Raw genomic sequence first — 18,634 nt, 5'->3', positions numbered from 1 at the left:
TCCGGCGGTGGCTGTGCCTTAGGTAGGTGCGCTTCCGGCTTATGGGCGCGGACAGTTGGGCGCTACGGGAACCACCATAGAGGGCACGATGTAACAATTAACATCGATTGAGCAGAATGCTTAATACTTCCCTCCTGTGAGTGAACACGAGAAGCGCGATGACGAGAGAGAGTCCAGTGCCGCCGCCCAGCCCCACACCGACCCTGCGCCAACAGCGCCTCGGGGCCGAACTGCGCAAGCTCCGCGAGCACTCAGGGCTGACGTCCACTGCGGCAGCGGCGCTCCTCGGCCTCAAACCGGCGCAGATCAGCAACATCGAATCGGGCCGATACGCCGTAGGAGCCGACCGCGTACGCACGTTCTCCCGCACGTACAGCTGCGCGGACCCGGCGCTGGTCGAGGCGTTGGCCGCGATGACTGGTGGGCGCACTCGCGGCTGGTGGGACGAGTACCGCGATCATCTGCCCGCCGGACTGATCGACCTGGCCGAACTGGAGCATTGCGCCGCCGAGTTGCGGGTGGTTCTGGTCATCCACATTCCCGCCCTGCTCCAGACAACCGACCACGCCCGTGCGCTCTTCCGAGCGGTGTTCCCACCACTCCAGCAGTACGAGATCGAGCACCGTCTCACCCACCGCATCAAGCGGCAGGGCATCCTCCATCGGGACACTCCCACCCCGTACACGGCGACGATTCACGAGGCCGCGCTCAGAATGGGATTCGGCGGACGAGACGTGGCCGCCGCGCAGCTCAAGCACCTGGTGGACATGAGCGAACTCGCCCATGCCACCATCCGGGTCCTCCCCTTCGGCAAGGCGAGCTTCCATGGCACGGGTCAGGGCATCGACTACGTCGCCGGGGCGGTCCCCCAGCTCGACACCGTGCAGCTGGACACCCACCACGGCTGCGAATTCCTGGACGCAGAGGCACAGTTGAGCAAGTACCGCTCGGTGGTCGACCACATGGAGGCGAGCGCCCTCAGCCCCGAGGCGTCCCGGGACCTCATCCACCGCATCACGCAAGACCTCTGAGAGGCAAACCGCATGTCCACCCACCACTGGCAAAAGTCCACCTACAGCGGCGACGCGTCCAACTGTGTCCAGACAGCCACCTCTCCCACCACCATCTACATCCGCGACTCGAAACACACCGATGGCCCCCACCTCACCGTCGCCCCCTCCACCTGGACGACCTTCATCTCGTACGCGGCGTCCCCTCGCCGGACCCCGTAGCCCCTCCCTCTCCTCTTCCGACGCCACGCCGCTCGCCCGCACCCGTAACTGCTCGGCGATCTGAAGGTACCGGGCCCGCAGATTCTCCGGCTGTACGGCTTGGACACTGACGTGCTTCCGAAACTCGGCCCCGTCGAGAACCTGTCCGAGGAAGAAGACGAGGACGCCTGACGGTCAACGCAACCCAGCCCCGACACCCACCAAGGTGCCGTGCCGTCCCCCTCTCCTGAGCGGAAGACCGCGCGGGAAGACCGCGTCTGAGTACGCGTACTCAGGCCCGCTGAGTTGCTCGGCCCTGACGCGGCCAGCCTGTGTTCCCGACGATGAGACGGTCCCACTCCGCGTCGGAAAAGGTACTCATGGGCCGTGATCTGCAGTTGCGCGTTGCCACACTGGAGGATCTGGAGTGGATCCACGAACTGCGTCATCGGGTGTACGCACAGGAGTTGGGCCAGCATGCGCCGGATCCGACCGGGCGGCTTCGCGACGGGCTGGACGGTGACAACGTCTACCTGGTTGCCGCGCGAGGGGCGGTCCGCATCGGCTTTGTCAGCCTGACTCCGCCCTGGCTGGGGCGGTACGCGCTGGACAAGTACCTCACCCGTGACGAGTTGCCGCTGCTGAGCGAGGGCGGTCTGTTCGAGGTGCGCATCCTCACCGTGGAGCCGCGCTGGCGGGCCTCCGCGGCCGCACCGCTGCTGATGTACGCGGCGCTGCGCTGGATCGCCTCCAGGGGTGGTCGCCGGATGGTGGCGATGGGGCGGACCGAACTGCTCAGCATGTACCTGGCCGCCGGCCTGCGCCCGGTCGGCCGTACCGTCCACAGCGGTGCGTTGACGTTCGAGGTGCTGACCGGGAACGTGACCGAGCTGACGAAGGCCACGATGGACCGTTACCGCACCGCACTGGAACGTCTGCGGTCCGAAGTCGACTGGCGGCTGGACATGCCGTTCACACCCCGCCCGGACGGCTGCGAGCACGGCGGCGCCTCGTTCACCGCCATCGGCACGGACTTCCGCAGCCTGCACCGGCGGCATCAGGTGGTCGCGGCGGACGTGCTGGACGCCTGGTTCCCACCGGCCCCCGGAGTGCGGGCGGCGCTCGCGGAGGATCCGGCCTGGGCCGCCCGGACCTCGCCGCCGACCGGTGCCGAGGGCCTGCTGGCGGAGATCGCGGCAGCCAGGGGGTTGCCGGAGGAGACGCTCGCGGTCGGCGCCGGATCGTCCGACCTGATCTTCCGGGCGTTCGGCCGGTGGCTGACCCCGGAGAGCAGGGTGCTGCTGATGGATCCGGGCTACGGCGAGTACGCCCACGTGACGGAGAGGGTGATCGGATGCCAGGTGGACCGGTTCCGGCTGCGCCGTGAGGACGGCTGGCGGATCGATCCGGCCCGGCTGGCGGCTGCCGTCGGGTCCGGTCGCTACGACCTCGTGGTGGTGGTCAACCCCAACAACCCGACCGGACGCCACGCGCCGGCCGCGGAGTTGCGCTCACTGATCGCCGCCGCCCCGGCTCGAACCCGCTGGTGGATCGACGAGGCGTACCTGGGCTACGTCGATCTGGCCGAGTCGCTCGCCGGCCTCGCCGCCAAGGACCCGCGGGTGGTGGTCTGCACCTCACTCTCCAAGATGTACGCGCTGTCCGGCATGCGGGCCGCGTACCTGGTGGCCGAGCCGGCCACCGCGGCGCGGCTGCGCCGGTGGACGCCACCCTGGCCGGTCAGCCTCCCCGCGCAGCTGGCCGCGGTGGCGGCCCTGCGCGACCCGGCGTACTACAGCGACTGCTGGCTCCGCACCCACGCGCTGCGCCGGCGGCTGGCCGCCGACCTGGCCGGGCTGGACGAGACCGTGCTGGTCGAGGAGGGCGTGGCGAACTTCCTCAACGTGACCCTGCCGTACGGCGGGCCGAGTGCCGCACAGGTGGTCGAGGAGTGCCGCCGCCACGACGTGTACCTGCGCGACCTGTCGCCGTTGTCGCCGGAGTACGAGGGGCGCACCGTGCGCGTCGCGGTCAAGGACATCGCCGAGAACGCGCGCATCGTGGCCGCCTTTCAGGCCGCGCTGGAGGTACTGCTGCCTGGTTCGGCCTCGCTCGTTTCCCGGATCGAAAGCGTTCCGGCCGCCGGATCAGCCCGGTGATCACCGTGGCGTCCCTGGCGCCCTGCCTCGGTGGGGCGCTGGCGCTGGGCGGTGTCGCGGTGGCAGCGTCCCGGCGCCGCGAGCTGATGGTCAGGTGGTGCGCCTGGGCGGTCGGAGTGCCGCTGGTCACCGGCGCGTTCTGGTGGGGACGGCCGGGCACCGCGGTCCTCGCCATCGTGGTCGGGGTGATCGCGGTGCTGGAGTTCGGCGGGCTGATGCTGCTGGGCCGGGTGGACCGGGTGGTGCTGGCCGGGGCGGTGGCAGGCGTGGTGCTGGTCGCCTGGCTGGAGCCCGGACAGGTGCTCCGGGTGGTCGCGATCGAGGCGCTCGCCCTGGCCGCGGTGCCCCTCCTGACCGGCGACGCCGACCATGGCCTGCGCCGGCTCTGCGCGGGTCTGCTCGGGCTGGCCTGGCTGAGTGTGCTGGCCGCGCTGGTGCCGCTCGGGGCGAGCGCGCTCGCGCTGTTCATGGCGGTCTCTATCGCCGACATCGTGGCGTATTTCGCCGGTCGGGAACTGGGCGGGCCGAGGCTGTCGCCGCTGTCACCGGCCAAGCGGTGGAGCGGGACCCTGGCCGGCGCCGCGGCCGGCCTCGGCGTGCTCGCCGTACTGGGCGCGCTGACCTGGCCGATGGCAGTGGCGGTGGCGGTCGGCGGCCCGGCCGGAGACCTTCTCGAGTCCATGGTCAAAAGAGGGGCACAGGTAAAGGACACCGGCCGCTGGCTGCCCGGCTCCGGCGGACTGCTGGACCGGATCGACTCCCTGCTCGTCGCGCTGGCCGTACTGCTGCTCCTGCGCTGACGCGATCGCCCGGTGGCGGTCGGGGCCGGTGGCCGGGGCCACGCGCAGGACGGCCCGGCGCCCATCAAGGCGCCAGGCCGTCCCACTCCCCCGTCCCTCACGCACTCACCCCCGCCGACGCCCACCCCCGCCCTTCGCCCCGCGCCCGTCCGGCCACAGCCGTGGGCTCCGCTTTGCCGCTACGTCCTCGATCCAGCCCAGTGCCAGTATCGTCAGGCCGATCAGGGGCCAGACCAGGACGAACATCCACAGGTTGTACGTCGTGTCCAACGCGGACACCATCCCGTCGGTCATGACCGGGAGGTCGTACAGGCGGTCGAGGATGGGGACCGTGGCCATGATCAGGAAGTTGTGCCAGAGGTAGATCGTGACCGCTCGGTTGTTGGAGAGCGTGACCAGCCTGTCCCACTTCGCCAGGCGCCCCGGCAGTTCCTGCCACGACGGGGAGTACTGGAGCAGGATCACCACGAACCCGAACGACCACATCGCCTGGGCCAGCGGGATGTCGTTCAGGTCCCAGCCGTCGGGGCCCTGATGGCCCGAGGCCCACCAGATGCCGAAGGCCATGAGCGGGGCCGCGCAGGACACGGCGAGATAGCGCGGGATCCTCTTCAGCAGACCCTCGTGGTGGGCGAAGCCCAGCACCCAGCAGCCGCCGTACACCGCGAAGTCGGTCACCGCGTTGCCCGTCTCACCGGGGATGGTGACAACTCCCGTACCGACGACCGCGGTCAGGACCAGCGGAGCGAGCAGCGTCGGCCACGGGAACCGGCGGAACGCCCACAGCAGCAGCGGCGAGGCGATCACGAACCACAGGTAGGCCCGCAGGTACCAGAGCGGGCCCGCGGCCTGGACCGCCCAGGTGTTCTCCAGGAGCCCGGACTTGGAGCCGATGCTCCACGGGAAGGGCGGGGCGCCGATCGGGATGAGGTAGTTCAGCAGGTCGACCAGGCCCCAGGTGCCGCTGTGGTCGGGATCCTTGGCCGGGTTCCAGCCGCCGAGGAACATCAGCGCCAGCGCCACCGCGCTGAACGCCCACAGCGGGGGCAGCAGACGCCGGATCCGGCCCCGGATCACCCCGAGTGCCGGGCGTTTGAGGGAGCGGGCCATCAGGGAGCCCGCCAGCGCGAACATCACGCCCATGGACGGGAACAGCACGGTCAGCCACGCCCAGCCGAACAGGTGGTACACCACGACCCGGACCAGGGCGATGCTGCGGAGCAGGTCGAGATAGCGGTCACGGCCCGGCTTCGTCACCGGGGGCGGGGCGCTCGCTTCCTCGGGAGCAGGCTGCTGCGGAACTCCGTACGAGGGGGTGGTGGTCTCGTCGTACGGCGTTGTGGCCGCCGTATGTCGTTCGGTCATGCCACGGGCCTCCTGTCGGCGCTGCCGCTCGTCCGGGCGGCCGGTACGGCATCGGGTGCCGAACCCACGACGCCGGTGCGCCGGAGTTTCTGCCAGCGCAGCCGGCCGCCGGTGAGGGCGGTGATCCAGGACTGCAGCAGGACGACGTACATGAGCTGGCGGTAGAGGATCTGTTGCAGGGGCAGCGAGACCAGGTGGGTCATCTTCTCGCGGTCGAGGCGGAACGCGTAGGCCGCGCAGACCAGTTGGATGGCGAGGACGCCCAGCCAGGCGAGGACGGTCTTCTCGGTCGGGCCGAACACCAGCCCGTAGAGCAGGAACACGTCGATCAGGGGTGCGAGGAGCGGCGCCACCACCATGAACAGCGACACGAAGGGCAGGCCCACACGGCCGAAGCGGCCCGACGGACCCCGTTCGACGACCGAGCGGCGGTGCTTCCAGATCGCCTGCATGGTGCCGTACGACCAGCGGTAGCGCTGGGACCACAGCTGCTGGACGGACTCCGGGGCCTCGGTCCAGGCGCGCGCGTTCTCCGCGTACACGACCCGCCAGCCGTCGCGGTGCAGGGCCATCGTGATGTCGGTGTCCTCGGCGAGCGTGTCGTCGCTCATCCCGCCGACCCGCTTCAGGGCACTGCGCCGGAAGGCGCCGACCGCGCCGGGGATCGTCGGCATGCAGCCCAGGACGTCGTACATACGGCGGTCCAGGTTGAAGCCCATCACGTACTCGATGTGCTGCCAGGCGCCGATCATGGAGTCCTTGTTGCCGACCTTGGCGTTGCCGGCGACGGCGCCCACGCGCGGGTCGCCGAAGGGCTGGACGAGTTCGCGGACGGTGCCGGGCTCGAACACCGTGTCGCCGTCCATCATCACGATCAGGTGGTAACGGGCGTTCGCCACACCCCTGTTGAGGGCTGCGGGCTTGCCCGCGTTGAGCTGGCGCACGACGCGTACGTTCGGCAGGCCCAGGTCCTCGACGATGCGCGCCGTGCCGTCGCTCGACCCGTCGTCGATGACGACCACCTCGATGGGATGCTCGCTCCGCATCAGTGAACGCACGGTGGCCTCGATGCACTTGGCCTCGTTGTACGCCGGGACGAGCACCGACACCGGTTCGGTGATCGGCGGGCCCCAGCTGAAGTCGGGGCGGCGGGTGCGGCGGGCGTGGATGACGGAGAGCAGCAGCATCAGGCCGAACCGGGCGAACACCAGGACGCCGATGACCGCGAGACCGACGACCAGTGCGTCGGTGATGTTGTCGGAGGCCTGGACGAGGAACGTCCACGCCCTGCCCTTCGCCAGTTCGACGCCGGCGACCGGTGTGTGCGCGCTGGGCGCGTCGAGGGCCTCGGTGAGGTTCCGGAACGCGTACCCCCGCTTCTTCATGTCGGGCAGGAAGCGGTCGAGGGCCTCGACGGTCTGGTGGCGGTCGCCGCCGGAGTCGTGCATGAGGACGATCGCGCCCTTGCCGCCCTTGGGGGTGGCCTCGCGGATGATCGCGTCGACGCCCGGCTTGCGCCAGTCCTCGCTGTCCGTGTTGTTGACGACGGTGATGTAGCCGCGCTTGCCGATGTACTCCGTGACCGGCCACGACTTGTTGTCCATGGCGTCGGCGAAGGAGGAGTACGGCGGCCGGAACAGCGACGTACGGATGCCCGCCGCACCGGCGAGCGCCAGCTGGTTCTGGGACAGCTCCCAGTCGATGCGTTTCTTCGACTGGAAGGAGAGGTCGGGGTGGTTGAAGGTGTGCAGCCCCACCTCGTGGCCCTCGGCCACCATGCGTCGTACGAGGGCCGGGTAGCGCGAGGCGTTGGTGCCGGTGACGAAGAAGACCGCGTGCGCGTGGTGCTTCTTGAGGACGTCGAGGACCTTGGGGGTCCAGGTGGGGTCCGGGCCGTCGTCGAACGTGAGGACGAGCCGGTGGTCGGGCACGTCGAGGCTGGTGGTCCGGCCGCTTCTGGTGTCGATGACGGGGCCGCCCTCCAGGATCTTCTCCGGCACCCGGTCGGTGGAGGCCTCGGGCTGGATGCGGTGGTCGGCGAGGATTTCGCTGTGCACGTACCCGCGCAGCATCAGCATCGCCATCAGGGCGACCAGGATGAGCGAGGGAAGCAGCAGGCGCATGGGCAGCCGTCGGCGCCGGGCGGCGCCCCCGGCGCCGTTGCGGGCGCCGTGGCGGCGGGTGCGGGTTGCCATCAGAGGTTGTTCTCCGGGGACGAGGAGATCAGAACAGGGTGGGCAGGGTCAGCGGATCTTCAGCTGGACTGGGCGAGCGGGTCTCCGGTGGCGTCGGAGCCACTCGGTCGGGCTGGGCTCCCGGCGATCGGCGTCGGGCCGCCCGGACCTTCCGCGAACGGCCGGTACCACCGTGAGCAGCCGGGGAGCGGACCGACCGGATGCCGGCGCCGCGAGATGCCATCGGGAACTCCTACGCCGTCGAGGTGACCGGGTCTCCGGTGGCACCGGAGCCACTCGGTCCGGCCGGGCTCCCGGCGATCGACGTCGGATCGCCCGGACCTTCCGCGAACGGCCGGAACCACCGTGAGCAGCCGGGGAGCGGACCGACCGGATGCCGGCGCCGCGAAGTGCCATCGGGAACTCCTACGCCGTCGAGCCGGGCGGCACCGTCGAGGTGACCGGGTCTCCGGTGGCACCGGAACCACTCGGTCCGGCCGGGCTCCCGGCGATCGACGTCGGATCGCCCGGACCTTCCGCGAACGGCCGGAACCGCCGTCGGCAGCCGACAAGCGGACCAACCGGATGCCGGCGCCGCGAAGTGCCATCGGGAACTCCTACGCCGTCGAGCCGGGCGGCGCCGTCGAGGTGACCGGGTCTCCGGTGGCACCGGAACCACTCGGTCCGGCCGGGCTCTCGGCGATCGGAGTCGGGTCGCTCGGACCGCCCGCGACCGTGCCGGTGCCGCCGTCGGTGGCCGGGGAGGGCGACAGTGACGGGTCGGGCGACGTGGCGACGCTCTCCGACGGGCTCGGCTCCGGCGCGCTGGACACCGACACGGACGGCTCGGGGTCCGGGCCGGGCGTGGTGGCCTGCGGATCGGGCTTGCCCGCGCTGGCCGAGGCCCTGGGTGCGAGGGACGGACCCTGCTTCGTGGCACTGGGTGAGGCGCCCGGGGTGACGGCGGCGGTCCCCTGCGACGGAGTGGCCCCCGCGCTCACCGACGTCCCCGGGGCCGGTGCGACCCCGGCCGGGTCCGACGGCCGTACCGACTCGGCGGGCAGCGGCGAGCTGTCGACCTTGCCCGCCGGCTGCTCGTCCTGCTGGCCCGGTACCGGCAGCCAGGGCGCGTCCGAGTTGCCGGAGAGGAGGGTGGCGACGATGACAACGGCGTACACCGCGCAGGAGATGCCGACGACGATCCCGATCCGGCGGTACCGGCGGCTGCGGCGACCGGTCTCGTCGACGAAGACGGGGCCGTCACCGGCGCCGGCGTCCGGGCCCTCTTTGGTCTGCCGTACGAGGAGTTCCTCGAACTGCCGGCCCACTCCGTCGAGTTGGACCGTCACCTCGTGCGGGTCGTGGGTGTGGCCGAACTCCGCCGCGTTCTCCCAGGGGCGACCGGGGAACGCTCCGGCTGATCCGGTCGGGCCGGAAGCTCCGTCCTCACCCGAACGCGGCTGGGCGTGCGCGCCTCTGCCTCCGGACCGCCCGGGGCGCACCGCTGTCCCGGCGTGCCGCTGTCGGGGCACGGGGCCGGTGCCGCCTGGGGTAACTCCGGGTAGCTGCTGGGTTCCGGACACGGTGACGCCTTCGACGTCGGACCGTTCCGGTTGGGCGTCTTCACGCCACTTTTTCACACGCACGCACAACCCCCCACGGGAACTATTCGGGCGCGTGTACGATTCCGGTATTTTCGTACTACCGATGTTCGAATCGGACCCCCATCCGACCCGAGCGCCCCATTTATCACACTGCATCCGGGCCTCGAATGTAGCGCACATGGAGGTCCCGTGTTTGCCATGCGTTACTTGTGAACCGAAAGGATGTTGTTGTCCCTGGCCGGAATCCATCCTCCAACAGGCCTCCGCAACCACCCTTCCGCCGCCGCGAGCTGGGCCGCCGACCGTCGCAGAGCGTCAAATCCCGGGTGCTCCAGACCCCTTCGCCACACCAGCGACACGGGGGACAGCGGAACGGGGTCGACCAGCGGGCGCACCACCGTCCGGGGCAGCGCCGGGAAATCCACCACGGCGAGGACCGGGGTCCGCATCTTCGCCATGATCCGCTGGAACTCCTCGTCACCCACGGCGAGTGGCGCGGGTGGCGCGATGTCGATGCCGCGCCCCTCGAACAGCTGACGCGCGAGGTCGGTCCACTCCGGGGTCCGGGGATTCCCCGCACCGGCGTACACGGTCTCCCCCGCCAGCGCCGCCAACGGCACCTCGGGCAGCGCAGCCAGCCGGTGGTCCTCGGGCAGGACGACCGCCATCGGCTCGTAGCGCACGAGTTGTTGGTCCAACCGCGCCCGCAGCACCGGATCCAGGCCCGCGAACCGTCCGAACGACGCGTCGAGCCGGCCCGCGAGCAACTCCGCCGCCGCGAAGGCGAGCCCGCTCTCGAACCGGGCCATCAGCTCGTACTCCGGGGCGAGTTCACGTGCCCGGTGCAGCACCCGGCGTCCGGTCGCGAGCCCCGGCGAGTTCAGGTCCACCAGCAGCGGCCGGACCTCCCCGAACGCGGCGAGCAGCTCGTCGTGGGCCGCCAACACCCGCCGGGCGTACGGCAGCAGCCGCTCACCGTCGGCCGACAGCGTCACCCGCCGGGTCGAGCGTACGAAGAGGTCGGCGCCCAGCTCCCGCTCCAGGCGCCGGATGTCACGGCTCAGCGCCTGCTGGGCGACGTAGAGGCGGGCGGCGGCCCGGGTGAAGTGCAGCTCCTCGGCCACGGTGACGAAGGCGCGGAGAAGACGGGGGTCGAGGTGCTTCGGGGCGGACATCCGGCGAACTTACAACCAGAGTGCGTCAATCGCCGGGGATCAGGTGTTGGACCCCGTGATCGACTCCGGGCGACGGTGGGCGCATGCCGCGACCATCACCCCGACCGCCCTCCCAGCCCCTCTTCGCCGTCACCCAGGACGCCCTGGTCATCGCCGACTTCGGCCCCCGCGGCCGTATCCGTACGACCGTCGGCCACCGCCCGCCCGGCCCGTACCGCCGCCTCTTCGCGATCCCCGGCGCCCGCGCCTTCACCGCCGGGAACCTGATCGCCCGGCTCCCCATGGGCATGTTCAGCGTGAGCGCGGTCATCATGATCGCCGGGGCGCGCGGCTCGTACGCCCTGGCCGGCGCCGTCACCGCGACCGGCCTGGCCGCGACAGCCGTGGTCGCCCCCTGGACCGCACGGCTCGTCGACCGGTACGGCCAGGCCCGAATCGCCGTACCGGCCACGGCACTTGCCGCACTCGGCTCCCTCGCCCTGCTGCTCTGCGTGCACTACGGCACCCCCGACTGGACCCTCTTCGCCGCGTACGCCGCCACCGCCACGACCCCCAACACGGGCGGCATGTCACGCGCCCGCTGGGCCCATCTCCTCAGGGGCGACGAGCAGGGCACGGCCGACGGCAAGGGAGGCAGCGGGGACAGCGGCAGGGCCGGCGGGGAGGCCCTGCACACCGCCAACTCCTTCGAACAGGCCGTCGACGAGCTCTGCTTCATGCTCGGCCCGGTCCTCGCGGCCTTCCTCTGCGGGGCGTTGTTCCCGGAGGCGGGCACACTGGTCGGGGCGGCCTTGATGATGACCGGCGTACTCCTCTTCACCGCCCAGCGATCGACCGAGCCGCCCGTCCAGCCCCGCGACGAAGGGCTTCACACGCGCGGTACGTCTCCGCTGCGCACCCCCAGGATGCGCCCGCTGCTCGCCGTGTGCCTGGCCACGGGTGCCGTGTTCGGGTCGATGGAGGTCGTCACGATCGCCTTCGCCGACGAGCGGGGCCACCGGGCGGCTGCCGGTGCCGTGCTCGCCCTCCAGGCCGCCGGGTCGTGCGCGGCCGGCCTGCTGTACGGGGCGCTGCGGCCGGCCGGGCCCGCCGAACGGCGGCATCCCTGGTGTCTGGCCGCGATGACGGCGCTGATGGCGCTGCCGCTGCTCGCCGCCGCCCTGACCGGCTCGCTCCTCGTCCTCGCGGGCGCGCTGCTCCTGGCGGGGATGGCCACCGCGCCCACCATGATCACGAACATGACCCTGGTCCAGAGCCGCACCCCCGAGGGCCGTCTGAACGAGGGTATGACCCTCGCGGTGACCGGCCTCCTCGGCGGCATAGCCTGCGGTTCGGCGGCCGGCGGGTGGGCCGCGGAACACGTGTCGGCCACTGCCGGGTTCGGCGTTCCGGTCGCGGCGGCGGCGAGCGCGCTGCTGCTGTCGCTGCTCACGCTCGTGAACCGGGGTCCCGTCACCCGCACTTCATGACCCCAAGCACCCGTACCACCCGCGCCATCCGCATGACCCGCAGGCCAATTCCCGCGCACCCCATTGACTCGCCCACAGGCCACACATACCTTCGCCCGTCGAAGCGCTTCGACTACACACGTCGAATCAGTTCGACGACCCTGCACAACAGGTGACCGAGATCCATCCGACTCCCCTGGAGGCACTGGATGTTGACGGCGACAAGGTATGGCAGGTTCATGATAGCGACGGCCTCGACCCTGGTCGGGGCCCTGCTGCTGGCTTCCTGCGGCGGCTCGGACAGCGGATCGTCCGACGGGAAGACCCTGCGCCTCTGGCACTACGAGGGCCCCGACAGCGCGATGGGCGTCGCCTGGAAGGCGGCCGTCGAGGAGTTCGAGGCAACGCATCCGGGCGTCAAAGTGGAGTTCGAGGAGAAGGGCTTCGAACAGATCCAGAAGACCGCCCCGATGGTCCTCAACTCCTCCGACGCGCCCGACCTGATGGAGTACAACAAGGGCAACGCGACAGCCGGGCTGCTCTCCACGCAGGGCCTGCTCACCGACCTGACCGCCGAGGTGACGAAGCGCGGCTGGGACAGGAAGATCGGCGCGGGTGTCCGCACCACCAGCCAGTACGACACCAACGGCGTGATGGGTACGGGCAGTTGGTACGGCGTGCCCAACTACGCCGAGTACACGATGGTGTTCTACAACAAGGACCTCTTCAAGCAGCACGGAATCGCCGTGCCGACCTCGTTCGACGAACTCACCGCCGCCATGGACAAGTTCGTCGCCGAGGGCATCACCCCGCTGGCGAGCGCGGGCGCCGAGTATCCGGCCCAGCAGTACCTGTACCAGCTCGCCCTGTCGAAGGCGGACCGCGCCTGGGTCGACAAGTACGAGCTGTACAAGGGCAAGACGGACTTCCACGACGCCGCCTGGACATACGGCGCCGAGACCTTCGCCGACTGGGTGAAGAAGGGCTACTTCGGCAAGAACTCCAGCGGTCTGAAGGCGGAGGACGCCGGGGTCTCGTTCATCCAGGGCAAGAGCCCGATCCTGTTCTCCGGCAGCTGGTGGTACGGCCGCTTCAAGAGCGAGGCGAAGTTCGGCTGGGGCACGTTCCTGTGGCCCGGCGCCAGCCTCTCCCCCGGCTCCGGCGGCAACCTGTGGGTCGTCCCCAAGGGCGCCAGGAACAAGGAACTCGCCTACGACTTCATCGACATCACCATGTCGAAGAAGATCCAGAACCTGCTCGGCAACAAGGGCGGGGTCCCGGTGGCCGCCGACCCGGCCGCCATCACCGATCCACAGGCCAAGTCGCTCATCGCCGACTTCAACACACTCTCCGGCAGGGACGGGCTCGCCTTCTACCCCGACTGGCCCGTCCCCGGCTTCTACGACGTCCTCGTCTCCGAGGTCCAGAAGCTGATCACGGGCAGCGCGAAACCGGACGCGGTCCTCGACTCGCTGCAGGAGGCGTACGACAAGGGCGTACCGAAGACATGACGGTCACCGTCGAACAGGCCGGCGGGCGGAAGCGGGGCCAGGGCCGGATCACCAACGGCACGCGGAGGAAGGGAAGTTCGGGACACCGCAAGGACTCGTACACACTCTTCCTCCTCCCCGGAGCGGTCGCCTTCCTCGCCGTGATCGTCGTGCCGTTCCTGATGAACACCGGGGTGAGCTTCACCGACTGGCGGGGTGTGGGCACCCCGGAGTGGTCGGGGCTCGCCAACTACCGGGCGCTGATAGACGATTCGGAGTTCTGGGCGTCGTTCCGGCACAGCCTGTTCATGGTGGTGGCGATGGCGGCCGTGCCCACCGCGGTCGGACTCGTCCTGGCCGCCGCCCTGTTCGACTACGTCGGCAAGCACTTCGGGAGTCGGTGGGCGGCCGTGCTCCGCGCCTGCTTCTACCTCCCCCAGGTGCTGCCGATCGCGGTCGCCGGCATCGTCTGGAGCTGGATCCTCGCGCCCGAGAACGGCTCACTGAACGAGGTGCTGAAGGCCGTCGGGCTGGGCTCCTGGCAGCAGGACTGGCTCGGCGACCCGGACATCGCGCTCTACAGCGTGATGGGCGTGATGATCTGGGTGCAGCTCGGCTTCCCGCTGGTCGTCTTCATGGCGGGTCTGCAACGCGTCGACCCGCAGCTCTACGAGGCCGCCGAACTGGACGGCGCCGGCTGGTGGCGCCGCTTCCGGCACATCACGGTCCCGCAGATCCGCCCCGAGATCTACGTCGTCCTCACCTGGTGCACGATCGCCGCGCTGAAGGTGTTCGGCGCGGTGTACGTCCTGACGAAGGGCGGCCCGGGCGGCGCGACCAACGTCCCGTCCTACTTCTCCTTCACCACGTTCTTCGAGAAGACCCAGGTCGGCTACGGCGCCGCCGTCTCCACCGTACTGACGGTGATCATCCTCGCCGTCTCGCTCCTCGGCCTGAAGCTCCAGACCCGGGCCGAGGACGCCGAGGACGCTCCGACGGGGGGACGGGCATGACGACCGCCCTGCGCCGCTATCCGGTGCTCATCGCCCTGGTCCTCGCCGCCCTGTTCATGGTCGTGCCGTTCCTGATCGTCGCCGTCAACGCCGTGAAGTCGCCCGCCGAGTACTCCGCGAACGGCCCCCTCAGCCTCCCCGAGGGCGTCTACCTCGACGGCGTCAAGGACTTCTGGGAGCGGGTCGACTTCGGGCAGAAGCTCGTCAACTCGGCACTGATCAGCGGGTCGGTGGCGATCCTGGCGGTCGTCGTGTCCGTGCTGAACGCGTACGCGATCGGCATCGGCCGGATCAGGGGCCGCACCTGGGTGCTGGCCTTCTTCGTCCTCGCCAACATGCTGCCGCAGGAGGCGCTGGTCTACCCGGTGTACTACCTGAGCAAGGAAGTCGGCCTGTACGACACCCGGTTGAGCGTGATCATCGTCTTCACGGTGATCCAGGCGGCCTTCGGTACGTATCTCCTCTCCTCGGTGCTGGGCCAGTTCCCCCGGGAGATCATCGAGGCCGCGCGGATCGACGGCGCGAACAAGTGGCAGGTGCTGTGGCGGATCGTCGTCCCGGTCAGCCGCCCCACCCTCGGCGTGCTCCTCGTCTTCTTCTTCATCTGGACCTGGAACGAGTTCCTGCTCCCCCTGGTGATGCTGATCTCCAACGACAACCAGACCGTGTCGGTGGCCCTCGGCGTCCTCCAGGGCCAGCGCCTGATGGACGCCACGATGACCAACGCGGCTGCCCTGCTGGGTGTGTTGCCCGCCCTCGTCTTCTTCCTCGTCTTCCAGCGAACGCTCACGCGCGGCATCGCCGTGGGTGCCGTCAAGTGAAGGGGTTCCGGCTGTGAAGTTCACCGACGGCTACTGGCTGCTGCGCGAGGGCGTCACCGCCGCCCACCCGGTCGAGGTCCTCGATGTCACGGACGCCGACGGCACGTTGGAGATCCACGCGCCGACCCAGCCCATCCGCCACCGCGGCGACCTGCTGAAGGGACCGGTCGTGACGATCAGCGCCCACGCCCCGATGCCCGACGTCATCGGCGTCACGTTCACGCACTTCCAGGGCGAGCAGCCGCAGAGTCCTCAGTTCGAGCTGAGAAAAGAGGACTTGACGACACACACCGAGTACGACGAGGAGCATGCGACCCTGACCTCCGGCACCCTCTCCGTCCGGGTCAGTCGCACCAGCCCCTGGCACGTCGACTTCCTCGCCCACGGCCGCGTCCTCACCAGCAGCGGCCCCAAGGGCATGGGCATCATGCGGGACAGCGCGACCGGCGCCCACTATCTGCGCGAGCAGCTGGGGTTGGGCGTGGGGACGAGCGTGTACGGCCTCGGCGAGCGCTTCGGCCCGCTGGTCAAGAACGGCCAGGTCGTCGACATGTGGAACGCCGACGGCGGCACGGCGACCGAACAGGCCTACAAGAACGTCCCGTTCTACCTCACGGACGCGGGCTACGGAGTCTTCGTCGACCACCCCGGCCGGGTCTCCTTCGAGGTCGGCTCGGAGGCGGTGTCCAGGGTCCAGTTCAGCGCAGAGACACAGCAGTTGACGTACTACGTCATCCACGGCCCGACCCCCAAGGACATCCTCCGCAAGTACACGGCCCTGACCGGCCGCCCGGCACTCCCGCCGCCGTGGTCGTTCGGCCTGTGGCTGTCGACGTCCTTCACCACCTCCTACGACGAGGAGACGGTGACGTCGTTCATCGAGGGCATGCGGGAGCGCGAACTCCCGCTCTCCGTCTTCCACTTCGACTGTTTCTGGATGCGCGAGTTCAACTGGTGCGACTTCCGGTGGGACCCGCGCGTGTTCCCCGATCCCGAGGGCATGCTCCAGCGGCTGAAGTCGAAGGGCCTGCACATCAGTGTCTGGATCAACCCGTACATAGCGCAGCGGTCGCCGCTCTTCGCGGAGGGCAAGGCACTTGGCCATCTGCTGCGCCGACCGGACGGCAGCGTGTGGCAGTGGGACCTGTGGCAACCCGGGATGGCCCTGGTCGACTTCACCAGCCCGGCCGCCCGCGACTGGTACGCCTCGAAGCTGGAGGCGCTGCTCGCGCAGGGCGTCGACTGCTTCAAGACCGACTTCGGTGAACGGGTCCCGCTGGACGTGGAGTTCGCCGACGGCTCGGACCCGGAGCGGATGCACAACTACTACACCTACCTCTACAACAGGACCGTCTTCGACGTGCTGCGCAAACACCGCGGCGAAGGAGAGGCGGTGGTGTTCGCGCGTTCGGCGACGGCCGGGAGCCAGCAGTTCCCGGTCCACTGGGGCGGCGACTGCGAGGCGACCTACGAGTCGATGGCGGAGTCGCTGCGCGGCGGACTGTCCCTCGGGCTCTCCGGATTCGGCTACTGGAGCCATGACATCGGCGGCTTCGAGGGCACGCCGAGCCCGGCGCTCTTCAAACGCTGGATCGCCTTCGGCCTCCTCTCCTCCCACAGCCGCCTGCACGGGAGTTCCACCTACCGGGTGCCGTGGCTGTTCGACGAGGAGGCCGTGGACGTACTGCGGCTGTTCACCCGGCTGAAGCTCCGCCTCATGCCGTACCTGTACGAGGCCGCCCGCACCGCCCACACCGAGGGCGTCCCGATGATGCGGGCGATGGTCCTGGAGTTCCCGGACGACCCCGGATGCGCCCACCTGGAACGCCAGTTCATGCTCGGCCGGGACCTGCTGGTCGCGCCGGTGTTCAGCGACGAGGGCGAGGTGTCGTACTACGTGCCCGAGGGCGAGTGGACCCACTTCCTGACCGGCCGCACGGTGACCGGACCCCGCTGGGTACGGGAGCGCCACGGCTTCGACAGCGTGCCGCTGCTGGTGCGTCCCGGGTCGGTGATCCCGGTGGGCGCGGTGGACGACCGCCCCGACTACGCGTACGCCGACGGGGTCACGCTGCACGCGTACGGCCTGGAGCGCGGCGCCCAAGTGACGGTCCCGATAGGCGACTTGACGTTCACGGTCGTCCGCGAGGGCGACACGCTGCGGGCGTCGTGCAGCGATCCGTCGGCGCCGTGGGGACTGGCGGCGGGCAGACGTGAGGTACGGGCGAAGGCGGGCACCGGGTTCCTGACGGTGGAGCTGGGACCGGCCGAACCGAAGTCGGCGGAACAAGGATCGGTGGCGCCGGGGCCGGCCGAGTCGGGAGGCGAGTGATGGTGAAGATCACCGATGTGGCACGGCACGCCGGGGTCTCCCCGAGCACGGTGTCGTACGCGTTGAGCGGCAAGCGCCCGATCTCCGAGGAGACCCGGCAGCGCGTCGAACGCTCCATCCACGAACTCGGCTACCACCCCCACGCGGGCGCCCGGGCCCTGGCGAGCAGCCGCTCCAACGTCCTGGCGCTGGTGATCCCGTTGCGGACCGGCATCCACGTCCCGGTCGCGATGCAGTTCGCGGTGTCGGTGGTCACGGCAGCGCGCCGCCACGACCACGACGTCCTGCTCCTCACCCAGGAGGAGGGCGAGGCCGGTCTGCGCCGGGTGGCGGACACGGCTCTGGTGGACGCGCTGATCGTGATGGACGTCCAACTCCACGACTCCAGGCTGCCGTTGCTGCGCGCACTGGACCTGCCGTCGGTCCTGATCGGCTTCCCCTCCGAGCCTGTCGGCCTCACCTGCATCGACCTGGACTTCAAGGCGGCGGGCGAGCTGTGCGTGGAACGGCTGGCGGCCCTGGGGCACCGGGTGATCGCCCTGGTCGGCTCACCGCCCGAGGTGTACGTACGCCGGACCGCGTTCGCCCAGCGCGTGATCCAGGGGTTCACAGCCGCGGCGGACCGGGGCGGACTGTCGTCCTCGGTCCACCCCTGCGAGGCGTCGCCGGCCGCGGCCCGGGTGGTCGCGGAACAACTCCTGCGCGAGCACCCGGCGTTGACAGGGGTCGTCGTCCACAACGAAGCGATCCTGGAACCCCTGATCGACGCCTTCGAGCACCTCGGCCTGCGTGTCCCCGGCGACCTCTCCGTCACCGCGATCTGCCCGGACGACATCGCCGAGAACCTGCCCGTACCGGTCACCTCGGTCGCCATACCGTCGGCTGAGGTCGGGACACGGGCCGTGGACCTCCTGATGAAGAAGCTGGGCGGCACGGGAACCGTCCCGGAGTCGACGCTCCTGCCACCCCGCCTGACGGAACGGGCGAGCACGACGGCACGGGCGGCGCCGTGAACCCGTAACCCCGTCAACCGAGTTGGCGA

Annotated in this window: 14 protein-coding genes; 10 read left to right on the top strand and 4 right to left on the bottom strand. The window is 70.1% G+C overall.

The window, feature by feature from the left end; genetic code table 11:
- The first annotated feature begins 158 nt into the window (after positions 1-158).
- From ACW4TU_RS28095 to ACW4TU_RS28080, 4 genes are all read left to right on the top strand, one after another.
- Positions 159-1,031, top strand: a complete 873-nt coding sequence (locus tag ACW4TU_RS28095) for a helix-turn-helix domain-containing protein (protein ID WP_457417522.1) — start codon at positions 159-161, stop codon at positions 1,029-1,031.
- A gap of 12 nt (positions 1,032-1,043) precedes the next feature.
- A complete protein-coding gene (locus ACW4TU_RS28090; protein ID WP_457417521.1) occupies positions 1,044-1,232 on the top strand; it encodes a DUF397 domain-containing protein in 189 nt (62 codons plus the stop codon).
- Between the two features lie 359 nt (positions 1,233-1,591).
- Entirely contained in the window at positions 1,592-3,370 is a 1,779-nt protein-coding gene (locus ACW4TU_RS28085; protein WP_457417520.1) for a histidinol-phosphate aminotransferase family protein, read from the top strand.
- A complete protein-coding gene (locus tag ACW4TU_RS28080; RefSeq protein ID WP_457417519.1) occupies positions 3,367-4,170 on the top strand; it encodes a phosphatidate cytidylyltransferase in 804 nt (267 codons plus the stop codon). The genes ACW4TU_RS28085 and ACW4TU_RS28080 overlap by 4 nt, the downstream gene beginning before the upstream one ends.
- A 105-nt stretch (positions 4,171-4,275) precedes the next feature.
- Here the strand turns inward: ACW4TU_RS28080 and ACW4TU_RS28075 are convergent, their stop codons facing one another.
- From ACW4TU_RS28075 to ACW4TU_RS28060, 4 genes are all read right to left on the bottom strand, one after another.
- A complete protein-coding gene (locus ACW4TU_RS28075) occupies positions 4,276-5,535 on the bottom strand; it encodes an acyltransferase family protein (RefSeq protein ID WP_457417518.1) in 1,260 nt (419 codons plus the stop codon).
- Positions 5,532-7,730 carry a bifunctional polysaccharide deacetylase/glycosyltransferase family 2 protein gene (locus tag ACW4TU_RS28070; protein WP_457417517.1) on the bottom strand — a complete coding sequence of 733 codons (2,199 nt, stop codon included), beginning with the start codon at positions 7,728-7,730 and terminating at the stop codon, positions 5,532-5,534. Before ACW4TU_RS28070 ends, ACW4TU_RS28075 begins: the two co-directional genes overlap by 4 nt.
- Positions 7,731-8,326: 596 nt before the next feature.
- Positions 8,327-9,241 (bottom strand): hypothetical protein, encoded by a 915-nt coding sequence (locus tag ACW4TU_RS28065; RefSeq protein ID WP_457417516.1) that lies wholly within the window; start codon positions 9,239-9,241, stop codon positions 8,327-8,329.
- Positions 9,242-9,516: 275 nt separating this feature from the next.
- Positions 9,517-10,488 (bottom strand): LysR family transcriptional regulator, encoded by a 972-nt coding sequence (locus ACW4TU_RS28060; RefSeq protein WP_457417515.1) that lies wholly within the window; start codon positions 10,486-10,488, stop codon positions 9,517-9,519.
- 83 nt (positions 10,489-10,571) lie between these two features.
- Between ACW4TU_RS28060 and ACW4TU_RS28055 the strand changes: the two genes are divergently transcribed.
- From ACW4TU_RS28055 to ACW4TU_RS28030, 6 genes are all read left to right on the top strand, one after another.
- Complete coding sequence (locus ACW4TU_RS28055) at positions 10,572-11,957, top strand: MFS transporter (protein ID WP_457417514.1); 1,386 nt, start codon at positions 10,572-10,574, stop codon at positions 11,955-11,957.
- Positions 11,958-12,145: 188 nt separating this feature from the next.
- On the top strand, positions 12,146-13,447 hold the full coding sequence (locus ACW4TU_RS28050) for an ABC transporter substrate-binding protein (protein WP_457417513.1): 1,302 nt from the start codon (positions 12,146-12,148) through the stop codon (positions 13,445-13,447).
- Entirely contained in the window at positions 13,444-14,439 is a 996-nt protein-coding gene (locus ACW4TU_RS28045; RefSeq protein ID WP_457417512.1) for a carbohydrate ABC transporter permease, read from the top strand. The genes ACW4TU_RS28050 and ACW4TU_RS28045 overlap by 4 nt, the downstream gene beginning before the upstream one ends.
- Positions 14,436-15,260: a carbohydrate ABC transporter permease gene (locus ACW4TU_RS28040; protein WP_457417511.1), complete on the top strand. Its 825-nt coding sequence runs from the start codon at positions 14,436-14,438 to the stop codon at positions 15,258-15,260. Before ACW4TU_RS28045 ends, ACW4TU_RS28040 begins: the two co-directional genes overlap by 4 nt.
- A 13-nt stretch (positions 15,261-15,273) precedes the next feature.
- Positions 15,274-17,592, top strand: coding sequence for an alpha-xylosidase (yicI, locus tag ACW4TU_RS28035; protein WP_457417510.1), 2,319 nt, complete (start codon positions 15,274-15,276; stop codon positions 17,590-17,592).
- The gene (locus ACW4TU_RS28030) at positions 17,592-18,605 is read left to right on the top strand and encodes a LacI family DNA-binding transcriptional regulator (RefSeq protein WP_457417509.1); all 1,014 of its coding nucleotides are present in this window, start codon (positions 17,592-17,594) and stop codon (positions 18,603-18,605) included. Before yicI ends, ACW4TU_RS28030 begins: the two co-directional genes overlap by 1 nt.
- Positions 18,606-18,634 lie beyond the last annotated feature (29 nt).

The organism is Streptomyces kryoterrae (genome assembly GCF_054072135.1).
The sequence above is the reverse complement of the archived record's forward strand: the minus strand, read 5'-3'. Positions and strand labels throughout refer to the sequence as shown.

Bases quoted from the DNA above. Each gene is read 5' to 3' on its own strand.
- ACW4TU_RS28095 (WP_457417522.1), top strand. From the start codon at position 159: ATGACGAGAGAGAGTCCAGTGCCGCCGCCCAGCCCCACACCGACCCTG.
- ACW4TU_RS28090 (WP_457417521.1), top strand. From the start codon at position 1,044: ATGTCCACCCACCACTGGCAAAAGTCCACCTACAGCGGCGACGCGTCC.
- ACW4TU_RS28085 (WP_457417520.1), top strand. From the start codon at position 1,592: ATGGGCCGTGATCTGCAGTTGCGCGTTGCCACACTGGAGGATCTGGAG.
- ACW4TU_RS28075 (WP_457417518.1), bottom strand. From the start codon at position 5,535: ATGACCGAACGACATACGGCGGCCACAACGCCGTACGACGAGACCACC.
- ACW4TU_RS28070 (WP_457417517.1), bottom strand. From the start codon at position 7,730: ATGGCAACCCGCACCCGCCGCCACGGCGCCCGCAACGGCGCCGGGGGC.
- ACW4TU_RS28060 (WP_457417515.1), bottom strand. From the start codon at position 10,488: ATGTCCGCCCCGAAGCACCTCGACCCCCGTCTTCTCCGCGCCTTCGTC.
- ACW4TU_RS28055 (WP_457417514.1), top strand. From the start codon at position 10,572: ATGCCGCGACCATCACCCCGACCGCCCTCCCAGCCCCTCTTCGCCGTC.
- ACW4TU_RS28050 (WP_457417513.1), top strand. From the start codon at position 12,146: ATGTTGACGGCGACAAGGTATGGCAGGTTCATGATAGCGACGGCCTCG.
- ACW4TU_RS28045 (WP_457417512.1), top strand. From the start codon at position 13,444: ATGACGGTCACCGTCGAACAGGCCGGCGGGCGGAAGCGGGGCCAGGGC.
- ACW4TU_RS28040 (WP_457417511.1), top strand. From the start codon at position 14,436: ATGACGACCGCCCTGCGCCGCTATCCGGTGCTCATCGCCCTGGTCCTC.
- ACW4TU_RS28030 (WP_457417509.1), top strand. From the start codon at position 17,592: ATGGTGAAGATCACCGATGTGGCACGGCACGCCGGGGTCTCCCCGAGC.